Raw genomic sequence first — 26,548 nt, forward strand, 5'->3', positions numbered from 1 at the left:
CGCCGCGTTTGATCTCGATCGAGACCTCGCGCAGGGCGGGCGCCTCGGCGCCGGGGTAGGTGAAGGTGATGTCCGTGGCCGTGATGCGGTCGAAGCCGATCGGAGCCGCGGCCGGGCGGCGGCCGGTCAGGCGGCGCTCGGCGTCCTCGCAGAACTCCAGGAAGTCGGTGAAGTAGAGGCCCTGCTCGTAGAGGCTGTTGGTGGCGTACAGGAAACTGCTCAGCGAGCTCTGGCCCGATCTGATCGCCAGGACCGCGGTGCCCGCCACCGCCAGCGGGATCGCGGCCACCGCCAGGAGCACGCCGAGGGCGACGTAGACCAGAGCGGTGCCGAGGCCGCCGAGGGCCTCGCCGACGAGCCGGGCGAAGGTCTGGCGTCTGGCCAGTTGGAGCAGGACGTCCTGCTCGGCCCTGGCCACCGCGTCGTACATGCGCAGCAGGAAGCCGCGCATGGTGAACGAGCGCACCTCGGCCGCGGCCTCGCGCTCGGCCAGCAGCTCCGCGATGATCCACTTGCGGCGGCGGGCCGGGATCAGGCCGTACATGGTCGCGTAGCGCATGCGCGCGCTGCGGACCGCCGCCCAGGCGTCGGGCAGGACGGCGAGCAGCAGCAGCGGCAGGAGCACCGGGTGGAGCAGGCCGAGCACCCCGGCCGCGGCCGCGATGCCGACCGCGGCCGTGACCACGTCGATGGCCGACGACACCACCCAGTCGGCCACGCCCGCGCCGCGCGCCCTGGCGCGTTCGAGGGCGTCGTGGAACTCCGGGTCGTCGTAGGCCACGAGCTCCACCCGGCTGGTCAGCCCGAACAGGCGCTCCTCCGTCAGCCGGGTGATCTGGGGGGTGAGGCGCGACTCCGCCCAGCCCGCGCCCGCCTGAACGGTCGTGCGCAGCACGGCCGCGCCGCCGACCAGGGCGAGGCTGGGCAGCGCGGCCAGCACGCGGTCGGGGGTCGGGCCCTCGCTGAAGAGGGCGCTGAGGACGCCGGTGGTCGCCAGCAGGCCGAAGGCCGTGAAGACGCCGCCGAGGAGGTTGAGCGTGATCGTGGCCAGGGTGTCGCGCGGGCTCGCGCCCCAGGCCATGCGCATCGCCTGTGCCACGAGCGACGGCAGCCGCCTGGCGATGGTCAGGAAACCGACCTCCGCCATCTTGTCGTTGTGAACATTCCAGGTGGGGGTGGCGATCTCGCCGAGTTCGAGAGGCTCATCCTGCATGCTCTGAGTATGCGTTCGACCACTGACAGTTTTCATTCGGCTGCGCGTCGCGATGGACAGGGCGCGCCCGCCATATCACCGCGATAGGGGCAATCTGGTACCTCTCCCGGGGCGGAGGGCGCGCATACCGTGGCGGCACCCCCAACTCCCGGAGGAGGCTCCGTGCCCAGACCCCTTCGTCTCGCGCTCTCCCTCTTACTCGGCCTCACGTTCCTGCTCGTCACCGCGCCCGCGCAGGCCGCGGCCCTGGTCAGGGTCGTCAGGTACGACGCGAGCAGGGCGGCCGAGTTCGTGTCCGTGGTGAACCAGGCGGCCCAGCTCTGGAACTCCAGCGTCGTCAACGTCCGGCTCGTCCAGGGAACGCCCGCCGACTTCGTCGTGTACGCCGACAACGGCTGGCCGCGCGCGCTGCCCACCAGCCTGGGCCGCGGCACGGTCTGGATCGGCCGGCAGGCCACCACGCAGGGATACAACCCGCTGCGCATCTCCACCCACGAGATCGGCCACATCCTGGGCCTGCCCGACCGGCGCACCGGGCTGTGCTCCGACCTGATGTCGGGGTCGAGCGCGCCCGTGAGCTGCACCAACGCGAACCCTAGCGCCGCCGAGCGGGCCGAGGTCGACCGCAACTTCGCCGGAAGCGCGCCGCAGGTCGAGTTCGGTCAACTGCACGTCGACCGCTGACCTCTCCCGGGTGACGGCGGACGCACCGGGTCCGCCGTCACCCGCCGGACGTAGCCGTACCTACCGATCCGCCGTCACCCGCAGGCGTAACCGGACATACCGCGTCCGCCGTCACCCGCAGGCGTAACCGGACATACCGCGTCCGCCGTCACCCGCAGGCGTAGCCGGACGGCAGGCGGGTGTCGCCGTTCGGGCGACTGGCCTGGAAGCCGAACGACGTGCTCGCCCCCGGCGCGAGCGAGCCGTTGTGCGCGGCGTTGCGGGCGGTGACGGCCTGGCCGGACGTGGTCATCGTGACGTTCCACGACCCGGTGACCGCGTGCCCGGGCGGCAGCGTGAACGTGACGCCCCACCCGGTCAGGGACGTGGTGCCGGTGTTGGTCACCGCGACCTGGATGACGTACCCGGTGCTCCACTGGCTCTGCACGGTCGCGGCGGCCGTGCAGCCGCCCGTCTGGCCGCCGCCGGACGTCGTCACGCTCACCGTTCCCGAGCGCGGCGAGCGGTTGCCCGCCGCGTCCCTGGCGTACACGGCGAAGGAGTACGACGTGCCCGCCGCCAGCCCCGTGACGGTGACCGAGGCGGTCGCGCTCGTGGCCACGGCCGTCTCCGTCGAGCCCTGTACGCGGACCACGTCGTACCCGGTCACCCCCACGTCGTCACTGGAGGCGGCCCAGGCCAGGGTCGCGGACGAGGAGGTGACCGCGGAGGCCGCTGGCGTGCCTGGCGCGGTGGGCGGGGTGGAGTCCCCCTGCCCGTACGTCAGACCGAACCCGTACGGGAACAGCGGCGTCTTCCCGTCCCCGGAGTTGATCGGCTGCTGGGACGCGCTGCTCATCCAGGTCACCGGCAGCTTGCCGGTCGGCTGGACGGTCCCGAACAGCACGTCCGCCACGCCCTGCCCCTCGGTGCCCGGCAACCAGGCGGCGACCAGCGCGTTCCAGCCGGACAGCTGGGAGGCGACGTCGAGGGGGCGGCCCGAGACCAGCACCACGACGACCGGGACGCCGGACGCGCGCAGGTTCGCGATGGTGTTGAGGTCCACGGCGTCCAGGCCCAGGCTGCCGGTCCGGTCGCCCTGGCCCTCGGCGTACGGCGGCTCGCCGACCACCGCGACGGCGACGCGGTAGGAGGAGTCGATGCCGGTGCCGTCCTGGCTGTAGGTGACGGTCGTGCCGGAGCCCGCGCTGTTCCTGATGCCCTGCAGGATGGTGGTGCCGGGGGTGATGTTGCCGGACGAGCCCTGCCAGGAGATCGTCCAGCCGCCGCTCTGGTAGCCGATGTTGTCCGCGCTCCGGCCCGCCACGAAGATCTTGCCGCTGCGGGCGAGCGGCAGCACGTTGCCCGCGTTCTTCAGCACGACCTGCGACTTGGCGACCGCCTCGCGGGCCAGCGCGCGGTGCGCGGCGCTGCCCACGGTCGAGGTGTACGAGCGGTCCGTCAGCGGCTTCTCGAACAGCCCGAGCTCGAACTTCTTGGTGAGGATGCGCCGTACCGCGTCGTCGACCCTGGCCGTGGTCACCCGGCCGGCCTGGACCTCGGCCCGCAGCAGGTCGATGAACTGGCGCCAGGCCGTGGGGACCATCACCATGTCGATGCCCGCGTTCACGGCGGTGCGCACGTCGAGCGCGGACGTGCCGGGGGCGCCGTCGATCTGGTCGATGCCGTTCCAGTCGGAGACCACGAACCCGGAGAAGCCCAGCTCGCCCTTGAGCACCGTGGTGATCAGGTACTGCTGTCCGTGCAGCCTGGAGCCGTTCCAGCTGCTGAACGAGATCATCACCGAGCCGACCCCGCGCTCCACCGCGGCCCTGAACGGCGGCAGGTGGATCGCCCGCAGGTCGGCCTCGGACAGCTGGGTGTCGCCCTGGTCCACGCCGCCCGTGGTGCCGCCGTCGCCGACGTAGTGCTTGGCGGTGGCGAGCACGGACGCGGGGCCGTTCAACGCGGTGCCCTGCAGGCCCGTCACGATCGTGGCCATGGACGAGGGCAGCTCCGGCGTCTCGCCGAACGACTCGTACGTGCGGCCCCACCGGTCGTTGCGGGCCACGCACAGACAGGGGGCGAAGTCCCAGTCGACGCCGGTGCCCGACACCTCCTCGGCCACCGCCCGGCCGATGCGCTCGACGAGGGCGGGGTCCCGGGTGGCGCCGAGGCCGATGTTGTGCGGGAAGATCGTGGCGCCGACGACGTTGTTGTGGCCGTGCACGGCGTCCGCCCCGTAGAGGATGGGGATGCGGAGCGGCGTGGCCAGGGCCGCGTTCTGGTATCCGTCGTACATGTCCGCCCAGGACGCGGCCGTGTTGGGCGACGGCGCGGAGCCGCCGCCCGACAGTACCGAGCCGAGCCGGTACGTGGTGACGTCGGAGTTGCCGACCGAGCCGCGTTCGGCCTGGGTCATCTGGCCGAGCTTCTCGTCCAGCGTCATCCTGGACATGAGGTCGGCCACCCGCGTGGGCACGGGGAGGCTGGGGTCCTGGTAGGGGGCGGCCGCGGCGGACGCCCGGGGAACGACCAGTCCGGCGGCGACGAGCAGCTGCACGGCCGCCCTGATCGCCCACTGTCTGCTGATCATGGCACGTCCAGAGGTTGTGGGCCGCATAATGGGAGCGCTCCCATGACTTTAGAACACGCCGGTGCCGCCGCCCAGGGCCCAGCCCGCACCCACAACCCCCAGCAGCGCAAACGAGGTGAAAGTTTCACCCCTGCTTACGGGCGAACGGCGGCGGCGCGGACGGGTCCTGGAGCGGGCCGCTGAGCTGGATGTTGGCGATCACCCAGCGCTCGCCCTGCTTGACGGCGACCAGGGTCAGCCGGAACGAGTCGTTGACCTCGTGCCCTCTGACCGAAGTCCGCTGCTCCTGCACGCCGCCCACGATCGCGGTGTCGCCATGGAGGCGCACCTGCGGGTCGAGGATCTCGAAGTGGTGGTTCTTCAGGTCGCCCCGGTGCCGGCCCGCCCACTGCCGTTTGTCCAGCTTGAACCCCACAGGACCGATTCCGGCGAAGTCGTCGCCGAGGAGGTCGTCGAAGGCGTCCGCGTCACCGTCGAACTCGGCCCGCGCCCAGCGGCGAACGAGGTCGAGCACCTGCTCCTGACTGCTCATGATCTGCCCCTCTCTTAACCGGGGAAAATATCCCCACTTAAATCTGGCAGATACCGGCGACCGACACAACCCCAACCGGGGAGTTTTCCCCCATATGCTGGTGAGTGTGATGACCAAGCCCATGCGGGCCGACGCGCGGCGCAACCTGGAGCAGATCCTGCTCGCCGCCCGCGACATGGTCGCCGAACGCGGCCCCGACGTCCCGCTCGACGACATCGCCCGGCGCGCCGGGGTCGGCAGCGCCACGCTCTACCGCCGCTTCCCCGACCGCGACGCCCTGCTCCGCGCGGTCGCGCTCGACGCCCTGACCAGGACGGCCGCCGCTGCCAGGGCGGCGGCCGAGGAGGAGCGCGACCCGTTCGAGGCGCTGGCGCGCTACCTGCGCGCGGCGCTCGAACTGCGCGTCTCAGCCGTGCTCCCGGCCCTGCTCGACGCGGTGGACCCGGCGAACGACCCGCTGCTGGCACCCGTGCGCGAGGAGTCCGCCCGCACCATACGCCGGATGATCTCCGACGCCCACGCGGCGGGCACGCTGCCGGAGGGTGTCACGTTCATGGACATCACGACCATGCTCGTACGGATCTCCCGCCCCCTCCCCGGGCCGATCCCGGACGAGGCCAAGCACGCGCTCGCCCGGCGCCACCTGGAGCTGTTCATCCACGGCCTCCGGGCGATGGGGGCGGCGTGAAACTTTCATCGCGGCTTTACCGCCCGTGAGGTTGTGCAGATAATACCCGAAGGAAAGCGCTTTCCGACGACCCTTGGAGGCACCCGGCAGACGGAGAGCACTATGCCCTTCACCTCGTTACGCGCCCCACGCTGGACGGCCGTCCTCGTGGCGGCCGCGATCGCCGTACCGTCGATGCGGGCCGTTCCCGCGCAGGCGGTCGCCGCCGACGGACCGACCGGTTTCGCGGCCGTCAACGCCCTCGGCCAGAACGGCACCACCGGCGGCGCCGGCGGCAGGACCGTCACCGCCACGAACGCCACGCAGTTCCTCGAGTACATCGACAGCCTCGAACCCCTGGTCATCCAGGTGTCGGGCACGATCTCGATCACCAGCAAGCAGGGGGTGCGGCCCAACAAGACCATCGTCGGCGTCGGCACCACCGGCCACATCACCGGCGGCGGGCTGGACTTCTACCGCTCGTACAACGTGATAGTGCGCAACCTCCGCTTCACGAACGCCGAGGACGACGCGGTCAACATCGGCCAGCAGTCCCACCACATCTGGATCGACCACAACACGTTCTCCGGCGCGGTGGACGGGTCCGTGGACATCGTCAGGGGCGCCGACTACGTCACCGTCTCCTGGAACCACTTCGACCATTCCGACAAGTCCATGCTGATCAGCCACTCCGACGGCGCCGCCGGCACGGACGTCGGCCACCTCAAGGTGACCATCCACCACAACTTCTTCGACCACAGCCGCCAGCGGCATCCGCGCATCAGGTTCGGGGAGCCGGTGCACGTCTACAACAACTACTTCCTGGGCAACGAGCTGTACGGGGTGGCCTCCACCGAGAACGCCGGAGCCGTCGTCGAGGGCAACTACTTCGAGAACGTGGCGCACCCGCTCTACTCGGCGAGCGGATACGGCGACAGCGGCCCCGGCCGGGCCGTCCAGCGCAACAACGTCTTCGTCAACTCCGGCACGCCCGAGACCGCCGGAGCCGTCGTCGAGCCAGGCACGTACTACGGCTACACGGTCGACCCGCCGCAGAACGTCCCGGCGGCGGTCCGGGCCGGGGCGGGCTACGGCAAGATCACCCCTCTGGCGGCGACCGCCGCCGCGACCCCGCTCTACGTCGCCACCAACGGGAACGACGCCAACCCGGGCACCCTCGACCGTCCGCTCGCCACCATCCAGCGGGCCGTCGACCTCGCCCAGCCCGGCACGGTCATCTCAGTACGCGGCGGCACGTACGCGCTCACGTCCAACATCCAGATCATGAAGAGCGGCACCTCGTCCAGCCCCATCACGCTGGCCGCGTACGGCACGGAACGGGTCCTGATCGACGGCGAGGCCCTGCCCAACACACCGGCCCCGGTCGGCGGCAGCATCCCCAACGCGCAGCGCGGAGCCATCCACATGGAGGCCTCCTACTGGCGCATCACCGGGCTGGAGATCGCCAACGGTCCGTACGGGATCTTCTGCCGGGGCTGCAACAACAACGTCTTCGACCGGCTCGTCACCCGCGACAACTACGAGTCCGGACTGCACATCCAGGCCGCCTCCGGCAACAACCTCATCCAGAACCTCGACAGCTACGGCAACCGCGACCCGCGCAAGAACGGCGAGAGCGCCGACGGCCTGGCCATCAAGGAAGGCAGCGGCTCTGGGAACGTGGTGCGCGGGGCCCGGCTGTGGAACAACTCCGACGACGGGTTCGACGCGTGGGAGTTCCTGTCGCCGATCCGCATCGAGAACAGCGTCGCGTACGGCAATGGCTTCAACCGCTGGAACCTGCCCGACTACACCGGCGACGGCAACGGCTTCAAGCTGGGCGGCGGTGACGAGGACCTGCCGGCCGCGCACGTCGTCAGCAACAGCATGGCCTTCCGGAACGCGGTGGGCGGGTTCATCGACAACGCCAACCCCGGGGCGCTGTCGCTGACCCGCAACACGGCCTGGCGCAACGGCGGGACCGGCTTCGACCTCGCCGACGCCGACGGCACCCTCACCCGCAACCTGGCCGCCACCAATGCCAAGGCAGCCGACCTGGGCTCGTCGTCGTCGGGCAGCGGCAACTCCTGGGACCTCGGTGGCACCTGGGACGACAGCTCCCTGGCCGGCACCGACCCCGCCACCCTGACCGGCCCCCGCCGCCCCGACGGCTCCATCCCCTCCTCCACCTTCCTCCGCCCCAAGAACGGCACCGACGTAGGCGCCCGCCTCTGACTACCGTTCCCTCCGATGCGGGGCAGTGGCGTTGTTCGACCTCTTTCCTGACAAGATCCCGCCCTGTATGTTCGATCCGAAAGAAAGTTTCACCCATGGAGGAACGTTGGGCAAGAAGCTTCACATTCTGGCATTACCGATCGCCGCCGCGGCCCTGGCGCTGACGGCCGTTCCCGCGCAGGCGGCCGACGGCTATGACCGTTGCCCCACCAACTACTACTGCCTGTTCTCCGGCCTGGACGGCACCGGCGACATCGTCCAGATCCAGAGCAACACCCCCGACCTGGCCGCCCTCAACATGGCCGACCGTGCCAAGTCCGACTGGAACCGCACGGGATCGACCATCCACCTCTACTCGGAGGCGAACTACGGCGGTTGCTCGGCCGTGACCAGTGCCGGCGGGAAGGGCAACTTCTACACCCCGTTCCGCGACTTCTTCAACTCCGTCCGTTTCGACGGCCCGAACGGCCCGTCGTGCTTCCCCCCTGAGGGGGCGACCGTCAAGGCGGCACAGACCGACTCGCACGGCTGATCACGGCCTGAGCGCCGCCAGGAAGCGGTCGGCCTCCGCGGCGAGCCGCGGCAGGTCGGCCGCCGGGTCGGCGGAGCGGGCCAGCAGCATGCCGCCTTCGCACAACGCGCCGAAGACGAGCTGCGCACGCATGGAGAGGCCGCCGTCGGCCGCACCCCCAACCGCCGTGTCGCCGTCGGCCGCACGCCCGTTCGCCGCGTCGCCGTTGGGGGGCTGTTCGGCTGCCGTGGCCAGGTGGAGGCCGGCGAGCAGGACCCGTAGCGTGTGGGCGTACTCGATCTCGCGGACCGTCTCCCACCCCAGCACCGACGGCGCGTCAAGAAGGACGATCTGCCGGAATCCCGGGTCGAGGCAGCGCTCGAGGAAGGTGCGGCAGCCGCGCCGCAGCGCCGCCCACGGGTCGGACTCCGACAGGGCCGCCCGCTCCAGCGCGGCGGCGACCTCCTCCTGCTCCCCCACGAACGCCGCCCGAAATAGCGCGACTTTTCCGTTGAAGTGGTGGTAGGCCGCCCCCTTGGTCACCCCGGCCTCGGCGGCCACCGCATCGATCGACGTGAGTGCGTAACCATGGGCCCCGAACAGCTCCCGCGCGGCCCGCACCAGCCGCCCCGTCGTCTCGTCCGATCGCTCAGCCTGGGTACGGCGGATCATCGTGCTCCCATTGACTTACATACTCGCGGTACGTAACTTCGAAGAACAGTTACGTACCGCCAGTATGAAACATGGAGGTGAGTCGTGTCCCCCTCGTCCCCACCGCGCATCGCCGTCTACGGCGCCACCGGCCACACCGGGCGGCTGGTCGCGGCGGAGCTCGGCGCCCGCGGCAAGGAGGTCATCCTGGCCGGTCGCGACGACGGAGCACTCAAGGCCCTGTCCGACGAGCTCGGCGGGGCGCCCGTGCACCAGGCCCCGCTGGACGACCCCGCCGCGTTACGCGCGCTCGCGGAGCAGGCGACCGTGCTGATCCACTGCGCGGGCCCGTTCACGCACACCGGCAGGCCCGTCGCCACGGCGGCGGCCGAGGGCGGCTGCCACTATGTGGACCACGCCCTGGAGCAGCACCACACGAAGTGGATGTTCGACACGATGCAGGAGCCCGCGAGGAGAGCGGGCATCACCATGGTCACGGCGATGAGCTTCTACGGCGGGACAGGCGATCTGCTCGCCGCCGCCGTGGCCGACGGCCTGACGGACGTCGAACGGGTGATCGCCGCCTACGCGGTGTCCGGCTGGCGGCTGACCACGGGGGCGAAGCAGACCGCCGAGCTGCTGTTCGCCGACACGCGGCGCATCACCTACACCGACGGCGAGCAGCACGTCGGCTATGTCGAGCCGCGCAACGCCGTCTTCCCGTTCCCGCCGCCGCTCGGCCCGCGCACGATGATCGCCCCCGTCCCATTCTCCGAGGTCGTCACGGTCCCCAGACACGTACGCGCGCGAATGGTCGAGGCGCAGCTCACGGCGGACACGTTCCAGGAGGAGCAGGTGTTCAGCAGCGAGGACGCGGACGCCGAGACGCGGGCGGGCTCCGCGTTCACGGTCGCCGCGCAGGTGATCACCGCGGACGGCGGCAGGGCCGGGCAGGTCAGCGGGCGCGACCTGTGGCGCATGAGCGCGCTGGCCTCGGTGGAGGCCGCCGTCCGCCTGGCCGCGGACCCGGGGAGTCCCGGCGTGTACGGCCCGGCCGAGGCGTTCCCGGCGGAGCCGTTCCTGCGCGACCTGGAGCGGCTCGGCCTGTTCACCCTCACCCTGCCGAAGAAGCCGGACAAGGAGGAGGAGCGATGATCCTGGTCACGGGCGCGGCCGGCGGCCCGCAGGGCTCGACCGGCCGGCACGTCACGAACCTGCTGCTGGAGCGCGGCGAGGCGGTGCGCGCCTTCGTGCACTCCGACGACCACCGGGCCGAGGAGCTGCGCAAGCTCGGGGCCGAGGTGGTGGTCGGCGACCTCAGGGAGATCACGTCGGTGCGGCCCGCCATGCGCGGGATCAGCAGGGCGTTCTTCACCTATCCGGTGACGGCGGGGCTGCTGGACGCGACCGGCGTGTTCGCCGCCGCGGCCAGGGAGGAGGGGGTGGCGCGTGTCGTCGAGGTGTCGCAGCTCGACGCGTCCCCCGGGGCTCTGACGCCGCGGATGCGCCGGCACTGGGTGGCGGAGCAGGTGTTCGACTGGGCCGGGGTGGGAGCGGTGCACCTGCGGGCCGCGGTCTTCTTCGAGAACCTGTCCGTCGCCGCCTCGGGCGGCACGCTGGCGCTCCCGCTGGGGCCGCGCGACACGCGGATCCCGCTGGTCGCGGGCGAGGACGTGGCCAGGGTCGCCGCCGGGCTGCTGCTCGACCCCGGACCCGCCGACCCGGTGTGCCTGGTGACGGGGCAGCTGGCGACGATCGGCGAGGCGGCGGACGCGCTCGGGCTCTCGTACGCCGATCTGCCGCCCGAGGAGTGGGAGGCGCGGGCGCTGGGCGTCTACGGCGACCCGTACACGGTCGAGCATCTGACGCACCTGTGGGCGATCTTCCGCCTCATCGGCTCCGGCGACCACCCGCTGTACCGGGTCACCGAGAGCATCGAGCGCTACGGCGGCCGGCCGCCCATGACTCTGGACGAATGGGGAAACCCCCGGCCGAGGAGCGGCCGGGGGTTCCGTGCGGGCGGGGATCAGCCGGTGTAGCCGACCGCCGACCAGTCGTAGAACTTGTAGCCGCGAGCGCCGAAGTTGGCGAGCGTCTTCTTCGTGGCCCAGATCTCCGGACGCTGGTACAGCGGGATGGTGTGCACCAGGTCCCAGATCATCTTGTCGGCGGCGTTCGCCAGCTCGTAGGCCTTGGTCTGGTCCGTCTCGTTCCCCACGGCCTCGATGGCCTTGTCGAGCTCAGGGTCGTTGCTCTTGGGGAAGTTGCTCTCGGAGCCGGTCTTGTAGATCTGCGGCAGGCCACCGAGCGGCAGCGGCGTGCCGATCCACGTGAACGGCACCAGGTCGAAGTCGCCCTTGATGATGTAGTCGGTGAAGAACTTGTCGACGGGGACCGGTCGGACCGTGAGCTTGACCCCGGCCTCCTTGAGCATGGCCTGCGTGAGCTCGCCCTCAGTCTTCGCGACGGGAGTGTCCGTCGGGATGACGAAGGTCAGGTCCAGCTCCTTGCCGTCCTTCTTGCGGTACTCGCCCTCCTGCTTCCAACCGGCCGCGTCCAGCATTTGCTTGGCCTTGTCCAGGTTGTACTTGCCGATGTCGCCGGAGTTGTCGACGTAGGCCTTGTGGTTGTTCATGAAGACGTGGTTGCCGAGCGTCTGCAGCGGCCAGTCCATGTCCTTCAGGTCCGACTGCGTGATCACGTCACGGTTGATCGCGTACGCGACGGCCTGGCGGACGGACTTGTCCTTCAGGTTGGCGCTCTGGTTGTTGACCGTGATGTGCCGCCAGTTGGGGCTGAGCGCCTTGCGGATGTCCGCGTTGGGGACTTCCTTGGCGCGCTTCAGGTCGGCGGGAGCGCCGGCCGCGATGTCCGTGGCGTCGAGCTCGCCGTTGGCGAAAGCGTTCACCGCGGCGGAGGGATCGCTGATCGTCCGGAAGATGAGCTTGTCGAGCTTGGTCTTCTTGCCCCACCACTTGTCGTCACGCACGAGGGTGAGCGTCTTGGTGCCCTCGTCGATCTTCTCGACCTTGAACGGACCCGCGGTGACCGGGATCTTCTGCTTGTAGTCGTTATCGTACTTGTCCGCGTCGAGCATGTGCGAGGCGGGCAGAAGGTGGTTCGTGGTCCGGTTGAACAGGCCCTGCCATTCCAGGTACGGCTTGGCGAAGGTGACGACGGCGACCTTGTCGGAGTCACCCTTGGTGACCGACTCGATCTTGTCCCAGCCGTCCGTGGAAGCCGGCTTGTACTTCTTGTCCTTACCGTTGTTGATCTTCCACGCGGCCTCGAGGTCCTTCCACGTGATCGGCGTGCCGTCCGACCAGTTGGCCTTGTCGTTGAGCGTGTAGGTCACGACCTGCTTGCCCGACGACATGTCGTTCTTCACGTCGGTCACGTAGTCCGGGTTCGGCGTGAAGTTGGCCTTGTCGTCGGACACCATCAGCTGCGGCATGAGCGGGTCGAGCATGTCCGCGGTGTCGGCCTGGTTGCCGTCGACGTGGTTGATGTTCCACTGGGTAGGCCACTGCCCGATGGGGAGGGTCAGCGTGCCGCCGTCCTTGACCTGGTCGTAGGCGACCGGGTTGATGGTGATCGACGGGGTCTCCGCCATCTGCTGCTGAGCCTGCTGCGACTGCTCGGCACTCGGCTTCTTGGCTGCACCGCCACCTCCGCCACAGGCCGCGACGGCCATGGCCAGGACCGCGATGCCCGCAGCCGCACGGTAACGAACCTTCACTTTTCCTCCTGATCGTCCGAGGCCGTGATGACCTCGATCTCCTCCGCGTAGTGGCAGGCGGCGCCGTGATCCACAGCGTTCGCGAGCCGAGCAACCGAGGGCTCTTCGTCCACACACCGCCGTCGCTCCGCCTCGCTGAGCAGGGCGAACTTGGGGCAGCGAGTACGGAACCGGCATCCCGATGGCGGGTCGGCCGGGCTGGGCAGGTCGCCTTCGAGCAGGATCCGCTTCCGGGTTCGCTCCATTTCGGGGTCCGGCAGCGGGATCGCCGACAGCAATGCCTGCGTGTAGGGGTGGGCTGGATGGTCGTAGACGTCCTCGACCGTGCCGATCTCGGCGATCCTGCCGAGGTACATGACGGCGACCCGGTCGGCCAGGTGCCTGACCACCGCCAGGTCGTGGGCCACGAACAGGTACGACAGCCCCAGCCGGTTCTTCAGCTCCTCCAGCAGGTTGATCACACCGGCCTGGATGGAGACGTCGAGCGCCGACACCGGCTCGTCCAGCACCAACAGCTTCGGCTCCAGCGCGAGCGCGCGGGCGATGCCGATGCGCTGGCGCTGGCCGCCGGAGAACTGCTGGGGATAGCGGTCGGCGTGCTCCGGCGACAGCCCGACCAGTTGGAGCAGCTCGGCGACCCGGGCGTCCACGTTCTTCCGGCCGTGCGCGCGCAGCGGCTCGGCGATGATGGCGCTGACCGGCATGCGCGGGTCCAGGGCGGCCATCGGGTCCTGGAAGACGATCTGCAGGTCGCGCCTGAGCGCCTTGCGCCCCCCAGAGTCGATCTTGGCGCTGTCCTTGCCGAGCACCACGACCCGCCCGCCCTGCGGCGGCTGGAGCTGCATGATCTGCTGGAGCGTGGTGGTCTTGCCGCAGCCGGACTCGCCGACCAGCGCCAGCGTCTCACCCTCGGCGATGTCGAAGCTGATGCCGTCCACCGCGAACACGGTGCCGACGCGGCGCTTGAAGACCGCGCCCTTCATCAGCGGATAGTGCTTGATCATGTCGTCGAGTTCGAGCACCGTGGCGCGCTCGGCACGCGGCACGCGTACCACGTCGCTCGGCGGGATGACCGGCACGGGGAACACGTCGGCCCCGGTCAGGCCCTTGTGCTCGATCTCGTGCGAGCGGATGCACGCCACGTGGCGACCGCCGCCGAAGGGGGTCAGCGGCGGCTCCTCGTCGTCGCACATGTCCACCTTCATCGGGCAGCGCGGCGCGAAGGGGCAGCCGGGCGGCAGCGCCGACGGCGAGGGCGGGTTGCCCTCGATGGGCACGAGCGGCCCCTCCTCGCCGTCGACCCTGGGGATCGAGGCGAGCAGACCCATCGTGTACGGCATCCGCGGCCGGTAGTAGATGTCGTCCACCGGCCCCTGCTCGACCGGCTTGCCCGCGTACATGACCAGCACCCGGTCGGCCATGCCCGCGATGACGCCCAGGTCATGGGTGATCATCACGATGCCGGCGCCCGTCTCCCGCTGCGCGGTCTTGAGCACCTCCAGCACCTGCGCCTGGATGGTCACGTCGAGCGCGGTCGTCGGCTCGTCGCAGATCAGCAGGTCGGGGTCGTTGGCGATGGCCATGGCGATCATCGCGCGCTGCCGCATGCCGCCCGAGAACTCGTGCGGGAACGCCTTGGCCCGCAGGTTCGGGTTCGGGATGCCGACCAGGTCGAGCAACTCGACGGCCCGCTTGGCGGCCTTGTCCTTGCCCATCTTCTGGTGGACGCGCACGGCCTCGGCGATCTGGTCGCCGATCGTGTAGACGGGCGTGAACGCCGACAGCGGATCCTGGAAGATCATGCTGATCGCCTTGCCGCGCACCTTGATCAGCTCGTCCTCGCCCATGCCGAGCAGCTCGCGGTCGTGCAGTTTGACCGAGCCGCTGACCGTGGCGTTGCGCGGCAGCAGGCCCATGACCGCGAGCGAGGTCACGGACTTGCCGGAGCCGGACTCGCCGACGATGCCGAGGACCTCCCCGCGCTCGACCTCGTAGCTGACGCCGCGCACGGCCTCGATGCCGCCGGGGAAGGTGACGGTGAGGTCCCTGACCTCCAAGATGCTCACGAATTGCTCCCCGGGTCGAGTGCGTCACGCAGGCCGTCGCCGATCAGGTTCACGGCGAGCACCATGGCCACCAGCAGGCCGGCCGGGAAGACGAACAGCCATGGATAACCGGTGGCGTTGCGCGAGCCCTCCGCGATCAGGGTGCCGAGCGAGACGTCCGGCGGCTGAATGCCGAAGCCGAAGAAGGACAACGCCGCCTCGCCGATGATCGCGCCACTGACGTTGAGCGTCGCGTCGATGATCAGCAAGGAGGACAGGTTGGGGACGATGTGCCGGAAGATGATCTTCCAGCGCGGGATGCCCATGTAGACGGCGGCCAGGACGTACTCCCGCTCGCGGAGCGCGAGCGTCATGCTCCGCACCACCCGGGAGGTGATCATCCAGGAGAACGCGGCGAGCAGCACCACGAACCACAGCCAGGTGGCGTCCTTCAGCCTCGGCGAGACGATCGCGATGACCAGGAAGCTCGGGAGAACCAGCAGCAGGTCGACCCACCACATGAGCAGCCGGTCGATCCACCCGCCGAAATATCCGGCGAACGCGCCCACGACCGCGGCGAGTCCGGTGGCGATCAGGGCGACCAGCAGGCCGATGATGATCGACTTCTGCATGCCGCGCAGCGTGACCGCGTACATGTCCTGGCCGATCGAGGTGGTGCCCCACCAGTGGTCGGCATCGGGAGCCGACAGGAAGGCCATGAAGTCCTTGTCCGTCCAGTCGTACGAGCCGAAGTAGGGGCCGACGTACGCCAGCACGACCAGCAGCAACAGGGCGACGATGCCGTAACGCGCCTGCTTGTTGCGGAACAGGCGCCGCAGGACGACTTTCGAACGCATCTCAGCTCACCCGCACCCGAGGATCGAGGGCCGCGACCAGCACGTCGGACAGGAACGCGGCGAACAGGACGCACACGGCGGTGAAGAAGGTCACCGCGGCGACGGCGTTGACGTCGTTCGAGTTGACCGCCTCGACCAGCCAGGCGCCCATGCCGTGCCAGGCGAAGATCTTCTCGGTGAACGTGGCACCGGTGAACATCGTGCCGAACGCGAAGGCGAAGTACGTGGCGGAGGGGATCAGCGCGGTGCGCAGCGCGTGCTTGGTGAGCGCGGTCCTGCGCCGCAGGCCCTTGGCCATCGCCGTGCGGACGAAGTCCTGACCCAGCACGTCGAGCATCATGTTGCGCTGGATGCGGCTGTAGAACGCGATCGAACCGAGGCTGAGCGAGATCGTGGGGAGGATCAGGTGGTTCAGCCGGTTGAGGAACAGGTCCCAGCCCGCCAGCTTCGGGTTGTACTCGCCGGTGTACTCGATCAGCGTGAACCCGAGCCCGTCGTTGAGGCTGTACGTCGCGATGGCCAGCACCGTGGCCAGCACGAACACCGGAATCGCCATGATCACGAAAGAGCTGACGCCTATTAACCGGTCGCTGAACTTGTACTGCTTCACCGCCGAGATCGCACCCAACGCCACCCCCACGGCGAAGCCCACCAGCGTGCCGATGAGCAGCAGCCGGAGGCTGACGAAGATCCGGCGGCCCATCTCGTCATTGACCGAGCCGCCGTTCCAGGTCTTGCCGAAGTCGCCCGTGATGACGCCCTTCGCCCAGGTCCCGTACCGCACGAGCACCGGGACCTTGTCGTTCATGTTGTAGGCGTCCAGCGTGGAGTCGATCACCGACTCGGCGATGGGAGGTTGGCGGGCCTGATACGCGGCTCGCGGGTTCATGGTGGTGGCCGCGAGCATGTACGCGAGACTCGCCGCGATGGCGACCAAGACCACATTTATTGCCAACCTGCGGAGCAGGTACTTGCCCATTACTCTCCGTTCGCGCTGACGGGGGGCGCGCACCTCCGGGCCGGAGTGGCGTCCCCGCAACGAAAACCCGTCTCGCGGTGCAAAAACCACTTGCCGCGAGATGGCGATCAACGCGCAGAATATAAGCAAAGATGTAACAGTCAGAAACCGTCCGACATAACGGTAAGGTCACTCGCAATAGATCGACATGACCGGAACGATCGCTTACCACACCCCATCTGACCTGCGGAAACGTCCCAATTTAGGCGGATTTTTCGGGTTCCATCCGGGGGGTTGTGTCACGAAACCCGGACATAAATTGGCGACTACGCAAAGTGATCCACTTCACGTTGATCTCATCGTCAAGTGAGTTCGGACACCACCTTGACGACACCCCCGCACCCCCACTCGGGTGCTCCCCCGGCCCTCCGCCGCCGGCACCCCACCGACGAAGGCCCGTACAAGGCATGTCGCACCCGGTCAGCGAGGGGGCACCACCGTCCCACGGCCCGCGAAAAACCGGCCCGGGGCACCGGAAAAGGTCACCGTGAGCACCGGTTTACTCACCGAGAGAATTCGCAGTGCTGTGTCGAGTTGACGCCCTTTACAGCACCCCGGTCGCGAGGGATCATCTCTCTAGAGAGCTTGAGTCTGATTAGGCTGGACAGCCGGTTAGAGGGGCCTCTTGTCGGAAATTGTTGACCACGACCCCGTTATCTCCCTCGCCTCTCCCGAACTCCTTGCCGACCCCTATCCCTGGTACGAAATCCTCCGCCGGGAACGACCCACTTTTTTCTACGACCGACTTAACTCATGGATTTTCAGCCGGTACGACGATTGCGTCTCCGTGCTGAAGGACAGTGCGAACTTCGCCGCCGACTGGCGCCGCGTCGGTGAGACGATGCCGCCGCGGGCGATCAACATGCTGACCCTGGACCCGCCGGAGCACACCGTGGTCCGCCGGTTCTTCATGGAGGCGCTGCGCGAGCAGGACCACCCGGCCCTGGAGCAGATGATCGCGCAGCACACGACCGAGCTGCTGGCCGGTCTCGCGCGCCGCCCGTCGTTCGAGTTCCTCACGGAATTCGCCGAACCGCTGGCGCTGTCGACGACCTCCGCGTACCTGGGCGTGCCGATGCCGGATCCGGCCTGGGCCGGCCGGGCTGCCCGGGACATCGTCGCGGGGATGGACGCCGGGCTGTGGCCCGAGCGGGCGCGGCCCGTAGTGGCCGCGCAGGAAGAGCTGGCCGTGCTGGTCGAGGGCTGGCTCGCCGATCCGCCGCCCTCCGGGGTCGTCGGCGCCATCGCGCGGCGGGCGGCCGGCAGCGGCGTGGCCCCGGACATCGTCGCCAACACCGTGCGGGGGCTGCTGTTCAGCGGCTACAGCTCCGGCAGCAAGCTGCTCGGGCTGGTGGCGATCGCCCTGCTGCACCGGCGGGCCACCGAGCTGGAGCGGTTCGGCGAGGCCGACACCGCACGCGCGGTGGACGAGCTGGTCCGCTACGCCTCCCCGATCCAGGCGGTCGCCCGCGCGTGCGTGCGCGACACCGAGGTGGGCGGGACCACGGTGCGCGCGGGACAGGCCGTCACGCTGTTCCTCGGCGCGGCGAACCGGGATCCCGCGCGGTTCCCCGACCCGGACACGGTGCGGCTGGACCGGCATCCCAATCCGCATCTCGGCTTCGGCCGGGGCCCGAAGTCCTGCCTCGGCTCCCCCTTTACAGCCATCTTCACCCGGGTGGTGCTCCGCGTCCTCGCCAAACGTTATCCAACCATCAGGGCGCTCGGCGCGCCGACGTATTTCCCGAACCTGACCGCCCGCAGCATTGAGCGTTTCGACGTTGCCCTTCGGTGAAGGAGGTTTATGTGCTGAAGGTCGTCGGAGCATCGTTCGGGCGGACCGGGACCTCTTCGGTCCGATTAGCGCTGGAGACCCTCGGATTCGGCCCCTGCCATTACATGAAAGAGCTTTTCGCCGCCCCCGCGCATGCCCGGGAATGGCTCCGCGTCGCCGACGGCGGAAAACCCGACTGGAAACGGCTGCTCAATGGTTTCACCTCGACGATCGCCTGGCCGGCGGCATTCTACTGGCGGGAGCTGGCCGCCGCCTTTCCCGAGGCGAAGGTCCTGCTGATCGTGCGGGATCCCGCCTCGTGGTACGCCAGCATGAGCCGCACCCTGTACCGCACCAGGCCCGCCGGCCAGGAGACGGCCGTCCGGGACCAGGTCATCGAGAAGATCGTCTGGCAGGGGACGTTCTCCGGGCGGTTCGAGGACCGCGAGCACGCCATGGGCGTCTACCGGGCCCATCTGGACGAGGTTCGCGCGGCCGTGCCGCCCGGACGGCTCGTCGAGGTCGAGCCGTCGCATGGCTGGGAGCCGCTCTGCGCGGCCCTGGGAGTCGACGTGCCGGACCAGCCCTTCCCCGTGGCGAACACCACTGGCGACTATCTGCGCCGCGCCGAGCAGGCCGGGGTGCTCCCGCCACGATGAAAAAGGACAGGTAAGTGGCGCTCACCGTTTCATCCACCGCCGACCCGTACGGAGTGGTGGCAGCGCATTGGGACCACCTGCACGTGGGCCCGCGATCGGCCGCGCTGGTCTCCTTCTTCGCCGACCTGGCCCCGCCCGGCGGGCACGCGCTGGAGATCGGCCCTGGTACCGGCCGGATGACCCTGGCGGTGGCCGGGCGCGCGGCGAGCGTGCACTGCCTGGAGCCCTCCCCCGGGATGCGGGCGGTGCTCATGACCAAGCTGGCCGCGCGGCCGGACCTGCGGGACCGGGTGACCGTGCTGGCCGGCGCCGCGCCGGACTTCCCTCTCGACCGGCGCTTCGACTACGTCTACCTGGCCGCCGTGCTGCAGGACGTGCCGCCGCAGGCGCGCCGGCCGCTCTTCGCCGGCCTGGCCGAGCACCTCGCGCCGGGTGGCGTGCTGGCCATGGACATGCTGACGGACGAGGCCGTACCCGACCATCCCGAGCGTGAGACGCGTGGCGCGCACCAGGGAGAGTGCCGCTACACCCTGTCGTCGGCCGTCCGGCCGCTCGGCCCCGACCTGGCCGGAGTGCGGCGCGTCTACCGCACCTACCACCGCGACACCCTGGTGGCCACCGAGACCGTGGAATGCGACTACCACCTCCATCGGCCCGCCGACGTGCTCGCCGACCTGCGCGCGGCCGGCCTGACCGCCGTGGGCGGCTCGGCCGTCGCCGACGAGGTGACCCCGCTCGATGACAAGGGCACGCTGATCGCCCGGCTCTGAGCTCGAGGCCCCCCGTGGACGTCCCGCGGCCACCTGCCAGGTTGCCGGGCGCCGTTCGGGCCTCGGAACCGTCCGCCAGACCTCGGCGGACGGCAGCGGCGAGTCAAGGAGGTGCGCCATGCGGTACTGGTACTGATCACTCACACCGTGGCCTGATCCTGCGCGATCAGGCCACGGCCTGGCCCGGGCAACAACACGAACGAGGGGTCATCCGATGCTCCAGTCCCACGACACCGAGGTGCTGGTCGTTGGGGGCGGCCTGACCGGGCTGTCCTGCGCGCTGTTCCTGGCCCGGCACGGCGTACGGTGCACGCTCGTCGAGCGCCACCCCGACCTGCTGAGCCACCCCAGGCAGCGCAGCCTGGTCCCCCGCCTCATGGAGATCTACCGGCAGGTCGGTCTGGAGTCCCGGATCCGGGAGAACCGGGTGGATTTCGCGAGCTCCGCGGAATACGTGGCCATCCGCGCGGAGACGCTGGCCGGCGCCCGGCACCTCCCCGTGGACCAGCAGGACGACGCCGCGCGAACCACCGCCTTCAGCCCCTGCTCGGGCACCCCCATCGATCAGAACCGGGTGGAGGATCTGCTGCGGACCCGGGCGCGTGAGCTCGGCGCGCGGATCAGGTTCGGCACCGAGGTACGCGGCCTCACCCAGCACGAGGACGGGGTGGAGGCGCACCTGCGCGATCTTGACGGCACCGGGCATCGGCTCCTGACCCGATATGTCGTCGCGGCCGACGGCGGGCGCAGCTCGATCCGGGACGGGCTCGGCATCCCGATGGAAGGGCCGGTCGACTTCTTCCGCCTGCTGACGCTCATGGTCGAGGCCGACCTCCGTCCCGCGCTGGCCGGGCGTACCGTGCACATGGCCTTCCTCGAACGGCCCCGGCCGAGGACGTACCTGATGGCGCTGGACCGGACCGGTCAGCGGTGGGTCTTCGGCACCACGGACGATCCGGACGGCGCCGAGCCGGACGAGGACGAATGCGTAGAGCTGGTACGCGCCGCCGCCGGCCTGCCGGAGGCGCGGGTGACGCTCCGGCCGCAGATACCCGGCACCGCCAGGACCGTCCTGCGCTTCGAGGTCGGCGCGGCCGTGGCGGCCGCCTATCGGAAGGGGCGGGTGTTCCTGATCGGCGACGCGGCGCACCTGATGCCGCCGACCGGGGGATTCGGCGGTGTCGTGGGCGTGGAGGACGCGCACAACCTGGCCTGGAAGCTGGCCGCCGTCGTCCATGGTCACGCCGGGGAGCGGCTGCTCGACACGTACGCGGACGAGCGCCGCCCGGTCGCGGAGTTCGCCCTGCGGCAGGCGCTCGCGCGCTACCGGTCCCGCCTGGAACGGCTACCCGCGACCGATGAGGTGCCGGTGGACCGCTCGACCGTGATGATGGGGCATCGCTACCGGTCGACGGCGGTGATCGGCGGCGCGAGCGGGGTGACCGCGCCGGTGGAGGTCTCCGGCCTATGCGGAGAGCCCGGCACCAGGGCTCCGCACCTCCCGCTCGCCGGCTCCGGCGAGGGATCCACCATCGACCTGTACGGTGACCGCTTCGTCCTGCTGACCGGCCACGACGGCCAGGACTGGGTGACGGCGGCGGGCAAGCTGCCCATGCCGGTGACCGCCCGGCGGCTGGAGACCGACGGCGCGGCGGCGCGGCACGGCCTCGGGCCGAGAGGGGCGGTACTGGTGCGGCCGGACGGGTTCGTGGCCTGGCGCAGCCCGGGACCGGCCGCGGACCCCACGGCGGAACTGCTCGCTGCGCTCACCGCCATCCTGTCCGCGCCGCCCCGGCATAGACACGCATAGTCACGGCATCCACTTGCCGCCCGCGACGTCGATCGTGAGCCCGGTGAGCCAGGACGAGGCGTCGGAGGCGAGGAAGGCCGTCACGTTCGCGACGTCGAGCGGGGTGCCGAGCCGTCCGAGCGGGTGCTCGGCCAGCATGCGCTCCTGATACTCCTGCGGCATGCGCTCCGCCAGCCGGTCCGTCATGATCGTCGAAGGCGCGATCGAGTTGACCCGGATGCCGGTGGGGCCGAGCTCGTGCGCCAGTTGCCTGGTCAGCGCGATGATCCCGGCCTTGGCCACCGTGTAGGCCACGGAGGCGGAGGTCGCGGTACGGGCCGCCAGCGACGACATCGTGATGATGGACCCGCTGCGCCGCTCTCTCATGCGCGGCAGGAAGCCCTTGATCACCAGGAACGTCGAGGTGAGGTTGGCGTGCATGGTGGCGTGCCAGTCCTCCTCGCTCGTCTGGTCGATCGGCCGCGGGATCCCGGTCCCGCCACCCGCGAAGATCGCCAGCACGTCCACGGGTCCGATCCTGCGCTCGACCTCCACCCGCATCTCCTCGACGGCGGCGAAGTCGGTGGTGTCGGCGGCGACGCCGAGCGCCCCGCCGCCGATGCTCTTCACGGCCGCCTCGATCGCGGCGGGGTCGCGCCCGTTCACGACGACCCGCATGCCCTGCTCGGCCAGCACCCGGGCGGTCTCCCGCCCGATCCCCCCGGAGCCGCCGGTGACCAGCGCTACCTTGCCCTGCAGATCCGGATACATCATGACTTCCACTCCCTCGCCAACTCGCGGCCGTTCCCTTGCGAGTCAACGTTGCCCTGTGCGGAGGGCTCGGTACATCAGGCGCGAGGGGCGTTTCCCGCTGCGCCCGTGGGCGTGTGCCAGGGCGCGGTCCGTACTCCGTAGGTCGTACGCGAGGTATGTCAGGGCGGCGGCGTGGAGCACGCAGTCGTCACAGCACCGGTGTGACGTCGGTGTGAACGAAGTCGTCGCCCTTGAAGAGCAGTGGCTCATGACAATCTCTTGCCAGCGCGTAGGAGAAGCAGTCGCCGTAATTCAGCCCAGCTTTGTGCCCACTCCCCCTGCCATAGTCCCAGTAAGCCCGGCGGGCGATGCGTGCCTGCTGCACTGTGACAGGCATGATTTCGACCTTCATCCTGCTCAGGAAATCGTCCAGGAGTCGGGAAGCGGCCGGATCGCGCGTACGCTCGACCACGGCGGCTACCTCCAGATACGTCGCGGCCGACATGCGGCGCAACACGGCATCTCGGATTGCTTCAGTAAAGGCGGCGGCATCCGGCTCTCCCTTGAGGATCGCGACGATCGCGCTGGTGTCAATGATCACGCGGGGAGCCCCGTCTCGGAGTCATACAGGAAGTCGGTGGACAGGTCCGCATCACCCAATCTCGAGCGGATCTTCGCGGCGAGCGCGAGCAGTTCTTCCGCCATCGTGGCGTCTTCTTCCTCCAGACGCTTGGCAAGCAGACGCTCGCGCCGCTCGCGCAGGGCGGAGATGACGGCGGCGGTCTTGCTCTCTCCCGTGAGCGCGCCGATCTCCGCTGCCAGCCGTTCGGCCTCGGGATTTTTGATGTTCAAGCTCACGACGCCTCCTTCTACCCTGTCCTTACTCAGATTCTACCCTTTCTCCCCTGGGCCTTCAGCTGCGACGGCCAGGAAGTAGTCGTCACCGCCCACCTGGCCACCCTTCAGCGCCACTTCGAGCCCGTCGTATGCAGGATCGTCCGAGGTCAGCACGCATACCGGCGCGCCAGGGGCCAGCGCGGCGACCACGTCCAGGGAGCGGGCGCCGAGCGCGGCCACGACCTGGCCCGAGGTGTCGCCACCCGCCACCACCAGCCGCCCGACCAGCCCGGCGCGGACGGCCACCGAGGCGATCCGCCCCAGGAGGTCCCCGATGGCCGCGGGATCCCGGGCCGGGCCGCGGGTCGACTGGACGATCGTGTGGCGCCCCTCCCCCAGGCTCTCCGCCACCTCGGCGAGGAGCCCCGCGAAGGAGCCTGTCGCGCCTCGAAGCCCGCTGGAGGCGTCCAGCACGCGCCACCCCGCCCGCTCGGCCGCGTCGATCTGACGGGCGGTGATCGGAGAGCGGCTGCCCGACACGACCAGCACGGGGGCGGCGGGGCCGAGCGGCTCGGGCTCCCGCCGCCGCCCCGCACCGGCCGCCGCCACGCGGGCGGAGGCGAGGGCGTGGCTCAGGCCGCCGGAGCCGACGCAGTACAGCGGCCCGTCCCGGCTTCCCGCGTCGGCGAGCAGGAGGCGGCCGAGCGCGCGGACGTGCTCCTCGGTCTGGGCGTCCGCCACGAAGGCCGCGTCCTCCCCCAGCGCCCGATAGGCCTCCTCCGACGGCGCGGGCGACGCGGGCAGCCAGCCGACCCGCCCCGCCCCCTGCTCCGCCAGGCGGATCCGGAGGTCCGACTCCGAGGCGGGGGTGACCGGGTGGTCGCGCGTCGGCGGGTAGCGGTCGAGCCGGTGGACCTCGGCGCCCGAGCGTACGAAATGGTTCGCGAACCACGTGTAACGCCCCAGCTCCGGCTGGGCGGCGAGCACCGGGACCGGGCCCCGCGCCAGCCCTTCACGGTGGAGGGCCGCGATGACCGCCCCGATGCTCCCGTGCGCGGGCGAGGAGTCGAACGTCGAGCAGACCTTGTACTGGATCACCAGCGGCCGCAGCGCCGCCACGGCCTTGAGCACGGGCAGCACCACCGGCACCGGGTCCGCGGAAGCCCGGGCGGTGGTGGCGATCCCGATGACGTCGTACGCGTCGTCCAGACGGCCGGCGTCGGTGACCAGGGAGCCGGTCAACCCCAACCGCCTGAACTGCCACAACGCGTCGGTCGCCCCCGTGAAGTCGTCCGCGACGAAGGCGAACGACGTCACGGCCACCTCACCCCTTTCAGCCTCACTTCCGGATCACCCCGCCGAAGTGCTTCAGCGCCGCGCGCAGCTCCGGCTCGTCCACCTCGTCCAGCGGAACGCCCGCCACGGAGGCCGCCCAGGCCTGGCGCATGCTGGTGATCCCCGCGGCCGGACCGTCCGGGTGGCCGAGCACGCCGCCCCCGGCCAGCACCAGCAGGTCGGTGGTCCCCGTACGGGCCAGGGCGACGGGCGCGGTGCCCGCCCACTGGGCGGACGACAGCACCGGCAGGCAGGGGAAGCCGCCGAGCAGCGGCTCCCGGACCGCCGCCACCGTGGCGGCGACCTCGTCGTCCGTGACGTAGAACTTGCTGTGGAACCCGCCGCAGTGCAGCTGGTCGACCCCGGCCAGCCGGGCCAGCTTCTGGTACGCCACGTGCCCCATCCCGAGCCCCGGGTGGCGGGCCAGCGCCCCGATGCCGGTGACGTGACCGTGGATCGGCACCCTGGCGTGCCGGCGCAGCATGGCGACGGCCGGGAAGCCGACGACGTTGAGGTTGACCATCACGCAGGTGCCGCCGGCGGCCACCACCAGATCGTGGTTGCGCAGCATCCGGTCGGGCTCGTCGCTGATGTTGAACGCGTACATCGGCCGCCGCCCGGTCCGCCGCTCCACCTCGTCGAGGGCGGCCGTCACCGCGCGGATCCGCTCGGGGAGCGGGGCCGGCGGGCAGTCGGCGTTCACCTCGTCGTCCTTGATGAAGTCGGCGCCGGCCAGGCCGAGCTCGCGCACCAGGTCCACATAGTCGGCGGGGCGCAGCCCGACGTTCGGCTTGACGATGGTGCCGATCAGCACGCCTTCGGGACGGGCGACCAGCCGCCGGGTGCCCTCGACGGCGAACCCCGCCGGCAGGTACGCCGACCCGAAGGCGTCGGGCAGCTCCAGGTCCACCAGCTTGAGCCCGGCCAGCTCGCGCAGCTCGTAGAGGTTGCCCGCGACCACCGGGAGCAGGTTCGTGAGCGAGGGACCGGTGTTCGCCAGCGGGAAGCCGATCCTGACCAGGGCCGCCGTCAGGGGCCCGTCCCCGATCGCGCCCGGCAGGGGCTCGGAGAGGGGCGGGGTCTCCGTGATGGACAGCACCACGGCGCTGTGGCGGGCGCGTAACTCGTCGGTCTCGCCGCGCACGCTGACGAAGGTGCCGGTGCTCTGCTCCCCCGCGATCGCGCTCACGGCCTGCTCCAGCGGGAGGCGGGTGAGCACCCGGTACGTCGCGACCGTGAGCTCGCCGCTCACAGCACGGCCGCCAGGTGCTCCATGGCGAGCGGCGGGCTGGCGAGGATCGGGACCGGGGCCTCGACCGTACCGGCCACGCGGGCCATCGACGCCTGGGCCAGGACGATCACGTCCACCTCCGCGGCCAGCGCGGCCAGCGCCCCGGCCACCCGCGCGTCGTGCGTGGCGGCGTCCCCGCCCATCAGGGCCTCGAACGCCCCCTCGCACACCCTGGCCGTCAGCGAGACCTCCTTGTCCGAGGCGGCCGCGCGACGGCGTACCAGGTCGGCGGTGGGTTCGAGGGTGGTGGACAGGGTGGCGAGCACGCCGATCCGGCGGCCGAGGGCGACGGCGCGGTCGGCCATCGGCCGGTCCACCCGGGTCACCGGCACGCCCGTCAGCGGCTCGGCGGCCTCCACGGCGGCGCCGATCGACGAGCACGTCACCAGGATGTGGTCGGCCCCGGCCGACTCCGCGGAGCCGATGTGGCCGGCCACACGGCGGGCGGTCCGCGGGGTGAGCCGACCGGCGGCGATGGTGTTCTTGATCAGGCTGTCGTCGACGATGTTGAAGGTCTCGACTCCCGGCAGGTGCTCGGCGCACAGCTTGGCGAACACGTCGACCAGGGTCGCGGAGGTGTGGATCAGTCCCAGCCTCTTCGTCATGAGCCTCA

General features: G+C 70.3%; 24 protein-coding genes. 10 read left to right on the top strand and 14 right to left on the bottom strand.

Annotated elements, in window-relative coordinates; all coding sequences use genetic code 11:
- A partial coding sequence (locus tag ABZX61_RS37530; protein ID WP_355201003.1) for an ABC transporter ATP-binding protein occupies positions 1-1,213 on the bottom strand: 1,213 nt, incomplete at its 3' end.
- A gap of 162 nt (positions 1,214-1,375) precedes the next feature.
- Here ABZX61_RS37530 and ABZX61_RS37535 point away from each other — a divergent pair.
- Positions 1,376-1,897 (top strand): snapalysin family zinc-dependent metalloprotease, encoded by a 522-nt coding sequence (locus ABZX61_RS37535; RefSeq protein ID WP_350733745.1) that lies wholly within the window; start codon positions 1,376-1,378, stop codon positions 1,895-1,897.
- 148 nt (positions 1,898-2,045) lie between these two features.
- Here ABZX61_RS37535 and ABZX61_RS37540 read toward each other — a convergent pair whose 3' ends face one another.
- Both ABZX61_RS37540 and ABZX61_RS37545 read right to left on the bottom strand, forming a co-directional pair.
- The gene (locus tag ABZX61_RS37540; protein ID WP_355201004.1) at positions 2,046-4,472 is read right to left on the bottom strand and encodes a glycoside hydrolase family 3 N-terminal domain-containing protein; all 2,427 of its coding nucleotides are present in this window, start codon (positions 4,470-4,472) and stop codon (positions 2,046-2,048) included.
- A gap of 124 nt (positions 4,473-4,596) precedes the next feature.
- Entirely contained in the window at positions 4,597-5,004 is a 408-nt protein-coding gene (locus tag ABZX61_RS37545; protein WP_355201006.1) for a nuclear transport factor 2 family protein, read from the bottom strand.
- A 109-nt stretch (positions 5,005-5,113) separates the two neighbouring features.
- On the opposite strand from ABZX61_RS37545, the gene ABZX61_RS37550 reads away from it, so the two are divergent.
- From ABZX61_RS37550 to ABZX61_RS37560, 3 genes are all read left to right on the top strand, one after another.
- Positions 5,114-5,692, top strand: a complete 579-nt coding sequence (locus tag ABZX61_RS37550; protein WP_350734009.1) for a helix-turn-helix domain-containing protein — start codon at positions 5,114-5,116, stop codon at positions 5,690-5,692.
- Positions 5,693-5,794: 102 nt separating this feature from the next.
- Positions 5,795-7,906 carry a right-handed parallel beta-helix repeat-containing protein gene (locus tag ABZX61_RS37555; RefSeq protein WP_355201007.1) on the top strand — a complete coding sequence of 704 codons (2,112 nt, stop codon included), beginning with the start codon at positions 5,795-5,797 and terminating at the stop codon, positions 7,904-7,906.
- Positions 7,907-8,012: 106 nt separating this feature from the next.
- Positions 8,013-8,438 carry a peptidase inhibitor family I36 protein gene (locus ABZX61_RS37560; protein WP_350733751.1) on the top strand — a complete coding sequence of 142 codons (426 nt, stop codon included), beginning with the start codon at positions 8,013-8,015 and terminating at the stop codon, positions 8,436-8,438.
- Here ABZX61_RS37560 and ABZX61_RS37565 read toward each other — a convergent pair whose 3' ends face one another.
- A complete protein-coding gene (locus ABZX61_RS37565) occupies positions 8,439-9,089 on the bottom strand; it encodes a TetR family transcriptional regulator (protein WP_355201008.1) in 651 nt (216 codons plus the stop codon). It abuts the gene before it with no gap.
- Between the two features lie 84 nt (positions 9,090-9,173).
- Between ABZX61_RS37565 and ABZX61_RS37570 the strand changes: the two genes are divergently transcribed.
- Together ABZX61_RS37570 and ABZX61_RS37575 are read left to right on the top strand one after the other, a co-directional pair.
- The gene (locus tag ABZX61_RS37570; RefSeq protein ID WP_355201010.1) at positions 9,174-10,223 is read left to right on the top strand and encodes a saccharopine dehydrogenase NADP-binding domain-containing protein; all 1,050 of its coding nucleotides are present in this window, start codon (positions 9,174-9,176) and stop codon (positions 10,221-10,223) included.
- A complete protein-coding gene (locus ABZX61_RS37575) occupies positions 10,220-11,107 on the top strand; it encodes an NAD(P)H-binding protein (protein ID WP_355201012.1) in 888 nt (295 codons plus the stop codon). Before ABZX61_RS37570 ends, ABZX61_RS37575 begins: the two co-directional genes overlap by 4 nt.
- On the opposite strand, the gene ABZX61_RS37580 is transcribed toward ABZX61_RS37575, so the two are convergent.
- Genes ABZX61_RS37580 through ABZX61_RS37595 form a run of 4 tightly spaced genes read right to left on the bottom strand, consistent with a single transcriptional unit; the run spans position 11,095 to position 16,688 of the window.
- Positions 11,095-12,807, bottom strand: coding sequence for an ABC transporter family substrate-binding protein (locus ABZX61_RS37580; RefSeq protein WP_355201014.1), 1,713 nt, complete (start codon positions 12,805-12,807; stop codon positions 11,095-11,097). The genes ABZX61_RS37575 and ABZX61_RS37580 overlap by 13 nt on opposite strands.
- Positions 12,804-14,873, bottom strand: a complete 2,070-nt coding sequence (locus ABZX61_RS37585; protein ID WP_355201016.1) for an ABC transporter ATP-binding protein — start codon at positions 14,871-14,873, stop codon at positions 12,804-12,806. Before ABZX61_RS37585 ends, ABZX61_RS37580 begins: the two co-directional genes overlap by 4 nt.
- Positions 14,870-15,709, bottom strand: a complete 840-nt coding sequence (locus tag ABZX61_RS37590; RefSeq protein ID WP_355201018.1) for an ABC transporter permease — start codon at positions 15,707-15,709, stop codon at positions 14,870-14,872. Before ABZX61_RS37590 ends, ABZX61_RS37585 begins: the two co-directional genes overlap by 4 nt.
- Position 15,710: 1 nt before the next feature.
- Positions 15,711-16,688 carry an ABC transporter permease gene (locus ABZX61_RS37595; RefSeq protein WP_350733761.1) on the bottom strand — a complete coding sequence of 326 codons (978 nt, stop codon included), beginning with the start codon at positions 16,686-16,688 and terminating at the stop codon, positions 15,711-15,713.
- Positions 16,689-17,514: 826 nt separating this feature from the next.
- Between ABZX61_RS37595 and ABZX61_RS37600 the strand changes: the two genes are divergently transcribed.
- The 4 genes from ABZX61_RS37600 (at position 17,515) to ABZX61_RS37615 (ending at position 21,740) form a co-directional block, all read left to right on the top strand.
- Complete coding sequence (locus ABZX61_RS37600) at positions 17,515-18,522, top strand: cytochrome P450 (protein ID WP_355201019.1); 1,008 nt, start codon at positions 17,515-17,517, stop codon at positions 18,520-18,522.
- 11 nt (positions 18,523-18,533) lie between these two features.
- A complete protein-coding gene (locus ABZX61_RS37605) occupies positions 18,534-19,160 on the top strand; it encodes a sulfotransferase family protein (RefSeq protein ID WP_355201020.1) in 627 nt (208 codons plus the stop codon).
- A gap of 14 nt (positions 19,161-19,174) precedes the next feature.
- Positions 19,175-19,930 (top strand): methyltransferase domain-containing protein, encoded by a 756-nt coding sequence (locus ABZX61_RS37610; RefSeq protein WP_355201022.1) that lies wholly within the window; start codon positions 19,175-19,177, stop codon positions 19,928-19,930.
- A gap of 214 nt (positions 19,931-20,144) precedes the next feature.
- A complete protein-coding gene (locus tag ABZX61_RS37615) occupies positions 20,145-21,740 on the top strand; it encodes an FAD-dependent oxidoreductase (RefSeq protein ID WP_355201024.1) in 1,596 nt (531 codons plus the stop codon).
- Here ABZX61_RS37615 and ABZX61_RS37620 read toward each other — a convergent pair whose 3' ends face one another.
- From ABZX61_RS37620 to ABZX61_RS37645, 6 genes are all read right to left on the bottom strand, one after another.
- Positions 21,741-22,493 (bottom strand): SDR family NAD(P)-dependent oxidoreductase, encoded by a 753-nt coding sequence (locus ABZX61_RS37620; RefSeq protein ID WP_355201026.1) that lies wholly within the window; start codon positions 22,491-22,493, stop codon positions 21,741-21,743.
- A gap of 187 nt (positions 22,494-22,680) precedes the next feature.
- Positions 22,681-23,073, bottom strand: coding sequence for a type II toxin-antitoxin system VapC family toxin (locus ABZX61_RS37625; protein WP_355201028.1), 393 nt, complete (start codon positions 23,071-23,073; stop codon positions 22,681-22,683).
- Positions 23,070-23,330, bottom strand: coding sequence for a type II toxin-antitoxin system VapB family antitoxin (locus ABZX61_RS37630; RefSeq protein WP_350733771.1), 261 nt, complete (start codon positions 23,328-23,330; stop codon positions 23,070-23,072). Before ABZX61_RS37630 ends, ABZX61_RS37625 begins: the two co-directional genes overlap by 4 nt.
- A 33-nt stretch (positions 23,331-23,363) precedes the next feature.
- Positions 23,364-24,626, bottom strand: a complete 1,263-nt coding sequence (locus tag ABZX61_RS37635; RefSeq protein WP_355201031.1) for a four-carbon acid sugar kinase family protein — start codon at positions 24,624-24,626, stop codon at positions 23,364-23,366.
- Between the two features lie 22 nt (positions 24,627-24,648).
- Positions 24,649-25,896 (bottom strand): RuBisCO large subunit C-terminal-like domain-containing protein, encoded by a 1,248-nt coding sequence (locus ABZX61_RS37640; RefSeq protein WP_355201033.1) that lies wholly within the window; start codon positions 25,894-25,896, stop codon positions 24,649-24,651.
- Complete coding sequence (locus ABZX61_RS37645) at positions 25,893-26,540, bottom strand: aspartate/glutamate racemase family protein (protein ID WP_355201034.1); 648 nt, start codon at positions 26,538-26,540, stop codon at positions 25,893-25,895. Before ABZX61_RS37645 ends, ABZX61_RS37640 begins: the two co-directional genes overlap by 4 nt.
- Between the last annotated feature and the right edge of the window lie 8 nt (positions 26,541-26,548).

Origin of the sequence: Nonomuraea sp. NPDC003709 (assembly GCF_040610775.1) — a bacterium.
GTDB lineage: Bacteria > Actinomycetota > Actinomycetes > Streptosporangiales > Streptosporangiaceae > Nonomuraea > Nonomuraea angiospora_A.

Bases quoted from the DNA above. Each gene is read 5' to 3' on its own strand.
- ABZX61_RS37540 (WP_355201004.1), bottom strand. From the start codon at position 4,472: ATGATCAGCAGACAGTGGGCGATCAGGGCGGCCGTGCAGCTGCTCGTC.
- ABZX61_RS37545 (WP_355201006.1), bottom strand. From the start codon at position 5,004: ATGAGCAGTCAGGAGCAGGTGCTCGACCTCGTTCGCCGCTGGGCGCGG.
- ABZX61_RS37550 (WP_350734009.1), top strand. From the start codon at position 5,114: ATGACCAAGCCCATGCGGGCCGACGCGCGGCGCAACCTGGAGCAGATC.
- ABZX61_RS37555 (WP_355201007.1), top strand. From the start codon at position 5,795: ATGCCCTTCACCTCGTTACGCGCCCCACGCTGGACGGCCGTCCTCGTG.
- ABZX61_RS37565 (WP_355201008.1), bottom strand. From the start codon at position 9,089: ATGATCCGCCGTACCCAGGCTGAGCGATCGGACGAGACGACGGGGCGG.
- ABZX61_RS37575 (WP_355201012.1), top strand. From the start codon at position 10,220: ATGATCCTGGTCACGGGCGCGGCCGGCGGCCCGCAGGGCTCGACCGGC.
- ABZX61_RS37590 (WP_355201018.1), bottom strand. From the start codon at position 15,709: ATGCGTTCGAAAGTCGTCCTGCGGCGCCTGTTCCGCAACAAGCAGGCG.
- ABZX61_RS37595 (WP_350733761.1), bottom strand. From the start codon at position 16,688: ATGGGCAAGTACCTGCTCCGCAGGTTGGCAATAAATGTGGTCTTGGTC.
- ABZX61_RS37615 (WP_355201024.1), top strand. From the start codon at position 20,145: ATGCTCCAGTCCCACGACACCGAGGTGCTGGTCGTTGGGGGCGGCCTG.
- ABZX61_RS37620 (WP_355201026.1), bottom strand. From the start codon at position 22,493: ATGATGTATCCGGATCTGCAGGGCAAGGTAGCGCTGGTCACCGGCGGC.
- ABZX61_RS37645 (WP_355201034.1), bottom strand. From the start codon at position 26,540: ATGACGAAGAGGCTGGGACTGATCCACACCTCCGCGACCCTGGTCGAC.